4 protein-coding genes and 1 pseudogene are annotated in these 6,623 nt (G+C 70.8%); 2 read left to right on the top strand and 3 right to left on the bottom strand.

What is annotated here, in order from left to right:
* A pseudogene (locus tag QM568_RS11250) lies at positions 1–809 on the top strand (hypothetical protein); the annotation flags it as partial.
* Between the two features lie 8 nt (positions 810–817).
* Here the strand turns inward: QM568_RS11250 and sucB are convergent.
* The 3 genes from sucB to QM568_RS11235 all read right to left on the bottom strand — a co-directional run bounded on the left by sucB (position 818) and on the right by QM568_RS11235 (position 5,464).
* Complete coding sequence (gene sucB, locus QM568_RS11245) at positions 818–2,548, bottom strand: 2-oxoglutarate dehydrogenase, E2 component, dihydrolipoamide succinyltransferase (protein WP_415138833.1); 1,731 nt, start codon at positions 2,546–2,548, stop codon at positions 818–820.
* Positions 2,549–2,615: 67 nt separating this feature from the next.
* On the bottom strand, positions 2,616–3,989 hold the full coding sequence (lpdA, locus tag QM568_RS11240; protein ID WP_415138831.1) for a dihydrolipoyl dehydrogenase: 1,374 nt from the start codon (positions 3,987–3,989) through the stop codon (positions 2,616–2,618).
* A 2-nt stretch (positions 3,990–3,991) separates the two neighbouring features.
* Positions 3,992–5,464 carry a leucyl aminopeptidase gene (locus tag QM568_RS11235; protein WP_415138829.1) on the bottom strand — a complete coding sequence of 491 codons (1,473 nt, stop codon included), beginning with the start codon at positions 5,462–5,464 and terminating at the stop codon, positions 3,992–3,994.
* Between the two features lie 113 nt (positions 5,465–5,577).
* Between QM568_RS11235 and QM568_RS11230 the strand changes: the two genes are divergently transcribed.
* Positions 5,578–6,519 (top strand): proteasome assembly chaperone family protein, encoded by a 942-nt coding sequence (locus tag QM568_RS11230; RefSeq protein ID WP_415138827.1) that lies wholly within the window; start codon positions 5,578–5,580, stop codon positions 6,517–6,519.
* The last annotated feature ends 104 nt before the right edge of the window (positions 6,520–6,623 follow it).

Raw genomic sequence — 6,623 nt, 5'->3', positions numbered from 1 at the left:
CGTCGTCGAGACGCGCCGCGCGTGCCAGGGTGCCGCACGGCGCTCCGGGCAGGCGTGCGCTGCGGTCCGCGCTCGAGCGCATCGCCGACGTGCTCGAGCGCACGCGCCTCGCCATCGTCGCCGTGCGCGATGGTCGGCGCCGACGTGAGCGCCTGGTGCCGAACTCGGTGCCGAACCAGGCGACGGCGGCGGCGACGACGGGCAGGCGCGTGCCGAAGCTGCTCGTCGCCGGGCTAGCCGCCGGCGCCGTCGTGGTCGGCGGCGTGCTCTGGCCGGGAGGGGAGACGGGACAGACGCCGGGGGCGTCGTCTGCGACAGTCGCCCCGACGTCGTCGTCCCAACAGGAGGCTTCATCGGAGACGGCCCCGTCGGCCACGGCCCCGTCCGACGCGGACGGTCCGCCGGAGTCCGACGTGGTTGCCGATCCCGGCGCGGCCCCTGCTGACCCGACATCCGCTCCCGAGCGGGCTGCCGACGAGGCGACGGTCGGGGCTGAGGAGGATCCGGTGAAGGCGGCGGAAGCCCTGCTCTCCCGTCTCGCTCAGTGCCGACGCGACGAGGACGCGGTCTGCCCTGAGGCGGTTGCCGAGGGCTCAGCGGGCGTCGTCGATGCGCTCGGCGCGTTCGACGAGAAGAAGACGACGGTGGATCTGGTCGACTCGTACGGAGATGTCGCCGTGGTCCGGCTGTCCCGCGGATCCGCCGACGCCGACGCCGAGAACCCGGACGAGTTCATGCTCGTGCTCGTGCGCCTCGAAGAGAAATGGCTGGTCCGCGACGTCTACGGCGTCGCGGACCAGCCGGGATGATCGTGCGATCAGGCTCCGAGGACGGCAGCGAAGTCCGCAGCCTCCAGGCGGGCCTTGATGGCGCCGAGGAAGCGTGCCGCGTCGGCGCCGTCGATGATGCGGTGGTCGTACGAGATCGCGAGATAGACGTACGAGCGCACGGCGATCGCGTCGACGCCGTCGACCGTGACCACGCCCGGACGCTTGAACACCGTGCCGGTGCCGAGGATCGCGGACTGCGGGAGGAACACGAGCGGCGTGTCGAACAGCGCGCCGCGCGAGCCCGTGTTGGTCACGGTGAAGGTGCCACCGGCGAGCTCGTCGGGCTTGAGCTTGTTGTCGCGCGTGCGGGCGGCGAGATCGGCGATCTCGTGCGCCAGCTGCGCGAGGTTCTTGCTCGCCGCGTCGCGGACGACCGGGGTGAGAAGGCCCCGCTCGGTGTCGACCGCGATCGAGATGTTCTCGGAGGCCGGATAGGCGATGCTGTCGCCGTCGACCGTCGCGTTGATGATCGGGAACGCCTGCAGCGCCTCGGCGGCGGCGAGCGTGAAGAACGGCAGGAACGACAGCTTGTCGCCGGTCTTCTGCAGGAACGACGTCTTCACGCTGTCGCGGTACTTCGCGAGCGCCGTGACATCGACCTCGACGAAGGTGGTCAGCTGAGCGGTCTGCTGCATCGACGCGACAGCGCGTTCGGCGACGACCTTGCGCAGACGCGACATCTTCTGGGTCGTGCCGCGCAGCGGGGAGACCTCGAGCGCGGGCGCGGCCGGAGCCGAAGGAGCGGCCGGAGCGGCGTCGGGTGCGGCAGCCGCGTTGAGGACGTCCTCCTTGCGGATCCGACCGCCGACGCCGGTGCCCTTGACAGATACGAGGTCGACGCCCTGCTGCGAGGCGAGGCGGCGCACCAGCGGCGTCACGTAGAGGTTGTCGCTGTCACCGGCGGCAGGAGTCGCAGAAGCCGCGGGAGCCGGAGCGGGAGCCTCGCTGACCGGAGCCGGAGCCGGAGCCGGAGCAGCCGGGACCGGGACAGGGGCGGCGGGAGCCGGAGCAGCGGGAGCTGCGACAGCGGGAGCCGGAGCCGGAGCCGCGACGGGTGCGGGCTCGGCGGGAGCAGCCGGAGCCGCTGCGGGTGCGGCTCCGGAGCCGACGCGGGCGAGCACGGAGCCGACGGCGATGGTCTCGTCCTCGGCGGCGACGATCTCCTGCAGGATGCCGGCGACGGGCGACGGGATCTCGGTGTCGACCTTGTCGGTCGAGATCTCCAGCAGTGCCTCGTCGACGGCGACGGTGTCGCCCACCTGCTTCAGCCAGCGGGTGACGGTTCCCTCGGTGACGCTCTCGCCGAGCTCGGGGAGCACGATGTCCGTCGCGTCGCCGGCGGCGGCCGCGGGGGCCGCGACGGGAGCAGCGGGGACCTCGGCGGGAGCCGGTGCAGGAGCGGCAGGCGCGGCCTCGGCAGGTGCGACGTCGGCCTGGGGTTCGGCGGCCGCCGGCGCGTCGGATGCAGGGGCGACCCCGCTGCCGTCGCCGATGCGGGCCAGCAGTGCGCCGACCTCGACGGTCTCGTCCTCGGCGACGAGGATCTCCTCGATGACGCCGGTCACGGGGGAGGGTATCTCGGTGTCGACCTTGTCGGTCGAGATCTCGAGCAGGCCCTCGTCCTCCTGTACGGTGTCGCCGACCTGCTTCAGCCAACGGGTGACCGTACCCTCTGTGACGCTCTCACCGAGAGCGGGGAGGACCACGGATGTGCTCATGACGGAGTCTCCTTCAAGAAGTTGTATGACGCGTGCCTAGCTTAGTGAACTGTTTGCCGATCGGCGTTCACAGCGCGTGCAATGGCTTTCCGGCGAGTGCCAGGAAGGCTTCGCCGAGTGCTTCGCTCTGCGTGGGGTGGGCGTGGATCAGCGGGGCGATGTCCTCAGGGTGCGCTTCCCACACGACGGCCAGCTGGCCTTCGGTGATGAGTTCGCCCACCCGGTCGCCGAGCAGGTGCACGCCGAGAACGGGGCCGTCCTTCAGGCGGACGACCTTTACCAGACCGCCCGTTCCGATGATCTCGCTCTTGCCGTTTCCGGCGAGGTTGTATTCGTAGGAGGTCACCGCATCCGCTCCGTGTGCCGTGACGGCAGCCTCCTCGGACAGGCCCACCGAGGCGACCTCGGGGCTGGAATAGGTGACCTTCGGGATCTGCGCGTCGGGGATGTCGACCGGGGAGAGCCCGGCGATGCGCTCGGCGACCGCGATGCCCTGCTGGAAGCCGCGGTGGGCGAGCTGGAGTCCTGGCACGATGTCGCCGACGGCCCAGACGCCGGGCGCGCCGGTGCGCAGTTCGGCGTCGACGACGACGAAGCCGCGCTCGAGCGCGACGCCTGCCTCCTCGAACCCGAGGTCGGCCGTGGCGGGCCCGCGCCCGACGGCGACGAGCAGGTAGTCGGCGGTGAACTCCTTGCCGTCCTCGAGCGTGACGGTGACCGCGGCATCGCCCTGGGCGGCGGAGGCGAATCTGGTGCCGAGCGAGTACTGGATGCCGCGACGCCGGAAGGCGCGCTCGAGGCCCTTGCTGAGTGCGACGTCCTCGTTGGGGACGAGATGCGGCAGGGCCTCGATGATCGTGACCTCGGCGCCGAAGGAGCGCCAGACGCTCGCGAACTCGACGCCGATGACGCCGCCGCCGAGGACCAGCACGCGCTCGGGGATGACGTCGAGAGCGAGCGCCTGCTCGCTCGTGAGGATGCGCCCGCCGATCTCCAGACCCGGCAGCGTGCGGCTGTAGGAACCGGTGGCGAGGATCACGTCGGAGCCGACGTAGACGTCGTCGCCGACGCTCACCGATCGATCGGGGTTGAGGCGGCCGAGGCCGGACACGGTGGTGATGCCGCGCGCCTTCACAAGGCCCTCGAGCCCCTTGAACTTCTTGGCGACGATGCCCTCGCGATAGGCGCGGACACCGGCCGCGTCGATCCCGTCGAGGGTCGCCGAGATGCCGACATGGGCGGCGCCGCGCACATGTTCGGCAACCTCCGCCGCGTGCAGCAGCGCCTTGGTGGGGATGCAGCCGCGGTGCAGGCAGGTGCCGCCGACCTTGTCCTTCTCGATCAGCGCGACCGACTTGCCGAGCTCGCTGGCGCGCAGGGCAGCCGCGTATCCGCCGCTGCCGCCACCGAGGACGACGATGTCGAAGGTGTGGGTTGTCATGGTCATGCCTCCGGGTGGGATGCGTCGGCGAAGGCGATGATCGATCGGACCATCGCCCCCGTCGGGCCCTTCTCGATGAAGCCGTACGGTGCGCCGTTGTGCTCGCTGGAGCCGGCGATGTCGAGGTGCACCCAGGGGATGCGCGGAGCGTCTTCGGCATCCGTCGTGCGACCGACGAAGCGCTGCAGGAAGAGGCCTGCGTAGGAGGCGCCGCCCATCCGGTCGCTGAGGTTCGCGTTCTGGAGGTCGGCGATGGGGGAGTCCATCATGTCCTCCATGTGCGCCGGCAGCGGCATGTGCCATGCCGGCTCGTCGACCGCGTCGGCCGCTGCCAGGAACTCGGCGACCGTCTCGTCGTCGCCGAACACGCCCGTGTAGCGGTGGCCCAGCGCGGCGACGATCGCCCCGGTCAGGGTGGCGACGTCGATGATGACGTCCGGATGCTCGCGGCTCGCGGCCACGAGCGCGTCGGCCAGGACCAGGCGGCCCTCCGCGTCGGTGTTCGTGACCTCGACGGTGGTCCCGTCGAGGATCCGGAGGACGTCGCCGGGGCGGATCGCGCGTCCAGAGGGCATGTTGTCGGTGATGCTGAGCCACGCCGTCACCCGCACCGGCATCCCGAGGGTCGCGATGGCCCGCAGCGCGGCGAGCACCGTGGCGGCGCCGGCCATGTCGAACTTCATGCCGTGCATCGACGTCGCCGGCTTCAGCGAGAGACCGCCGGTGTCGAAGGTGATGCCCTTGCCGACGAGCGCGATGTGGCGATGCGCATCGGCGGGGGCGTAGTCGAGACGCACCAGGCGCGGCGGGCGGTCCGAGCCCTGACCGACGCCGAGGATGCCGCCGAAGCCCTGCTCTGCGAGGGCTGTCTCGTCGAGCACCTCGACCGCGACATCGAGGCCGGAGACGCTGTCCACGGCGCTCTGGGCGAGATCCGCCGGACTCTGCCATTCCGCCGGCACCTGGACGAGGTCCTTCACGAGGGCGACGGCCTCGCCAACGGCGGCGGCGCGGGCGATCGCCTCGTCGGAGAGGGCGGCGTGCAGCACGACGGCCTGCGCCCTGGGCTTGGGCGGGTCGGCCTTGTACCCCGCGAATCGGTGACCGCCCAGCAGTGCGCCCTCGGCTGCGGCATCCGCGAACTGCTCGAGCCCGGCGGTCAGCCCAACGGCGACCGTCTCGAACCCGGTGAGGCTGCGCAGCGCCGTGCCGACGGCGGCGCGCACGGCGCCGGCGGTCGGGGTTTTGCCGACGCCGACGACGGCGAGCGGGAGGGCGGTGACCTCCGGGGCGTAGACACGGGCGAAAGCGGATGCCGAACCGGTGAACCCGATGGCGTTGAGGCTGTCGGCGAGTCCAGGGTGGCTCTCGATGGCTTCGGCCGACTCGCTGATGTCGGGCACGACGAGCACTGCGGCGTCGGCAGAGCTTCCGGGGAACGGATCTGAGGTGCGCGAGAGCGCGGGAAGCGTCATGGTCTCCATCCTAGAGAGGGCGCGCGCAACCTCCTCGGGTGCACCGCTGGCGTGTTCGCTGTGAGCGGCACCGCCGCGCCCCCTGACCGCGATGCGACTCGTAGCATGGAGGCATGCCCCATTCCGCCGAGATCTTTGAACGCGTGGCGAACGCCCCGGTCGTGCCGCGGGGCCTTCCGCTGGTGATACTGCTCACCGGGTTCACCGATGCGGGCAGCGCCGTCTCCGGCCTCATCGACCACCTCCGTGAGACGGCCGACCTCCAGCCGATCGTCGTCTTCGACAACGACGAGCTGCTCGACTACCGCGCGCGCCGTCCGATCATCTCGTTCGACCAGGACCACCTCACCGAGTTCCGCGCTCCGCGTCTCGAGCTGTCGCTGGGCGTTGACGCCCTCGGACAGAAGTTCCTGCTGCTGGCCGGATACGAACCCGATTTCCAGTGGAACCGCTTCGCCCGCGTCGTGCTCGAGCTCGCCGCCGAGGCCGAGGTGTCCGGCGTGAGCTGGGTGCACTCGATCGCGATGCCCGTGCCGCACACCCGCCCGATCGGAACCACGGTCAGCGGCAACCGCCGCGACCTCACTGCCGCCCATTCGGTCTGGCGGCCCCGCACCCAGGTCCCCGCGACCGCCGGCCACCTGCTCGAGTTCCGCTTCGCCGAACGCGGCGACCGCGTCGTCGGCTTCGTGCTGCTCGTTCCGCACTACCTCGCCGAGACCGAGAATCCCGACGCCGTGATCACGGCCGCCGAACGAGTCATGGCCGCGACCGGTCTCGTGCTCATGCTCGACGACGTGCGCGAGAGCCGTGAGGCGTACGTCGCCCGGGTGGACGAGCAGGTCCTCGCCAACGACGAGCTGCAGCAGATGGTGCACGGTCTCGAGCGCCGGCACGACGCGTACATGGCGGGTCGCAACCCGGAGGACGGCAGCTACGACGAGGGCGGCTTCAACGAACGCGACCTGCCCAGCGCCGATGAGCTGGCCGCCGAGCTCGAACGCTATCTCGCTACGCGCCCGTCGGCGGACGACGACAAGCACGGTCGGAGTTGATCGATCTTTCGTGGTGCATCCGTGGGGTGATACGTGTGCGATACTAGTTGTCTGACCCGTTGTCAACCGTTCTTCTCGGAGCTCGAACTTGACAAGGGTCTTAC

This window comes from Microbacterium sp. (genome assembly GCF_047607465.1).
Classification (GTDB): domain Bacteria; phylum Actinomycetota; class Actinomycetes; order Actinomycetales; family Microbacteriaceae; genus Microbacterium.
The sequence above is the reverse complement of the archived record's forward strand: the minus strand, read 5'-3'. Positions and strand labels throughout refer to the sequence as shown.

What these genes read in the sequence shown, in the direction of transcription:
- QM568_RS11235 (WP_415138829.1), bottom strand. Translation starts at nt 5,464, where the DNA reads ATGACGCTTCCCGCGCTCTCGCGCACCTCAGATCCGTTCCCCGGAAGC.
- QM568_RS11230 (WP_415138827.1), top strand. Translation starts at nt 5,578, where the DNA reads ATGCCCCATTCCGCCGAGATCTTTGAACGCGTGGCGAACGCCCCGGTC.
- sucB (WP_415138833.1), bottom strand. Translation starts at nt 2,548, where the DNA reads ATGAGCACATCCGTGGTCCTCCCCGCTCTCGGTGAGAGCGTCACAGAG.
- lpdA (WP_415138831.1), bottom strand. Translation starts at nt 3,989, where the DNA reads ATGACAACCCACACCTTCGACATCGTCGTCCTCGGTGGCGGCAGCGGC.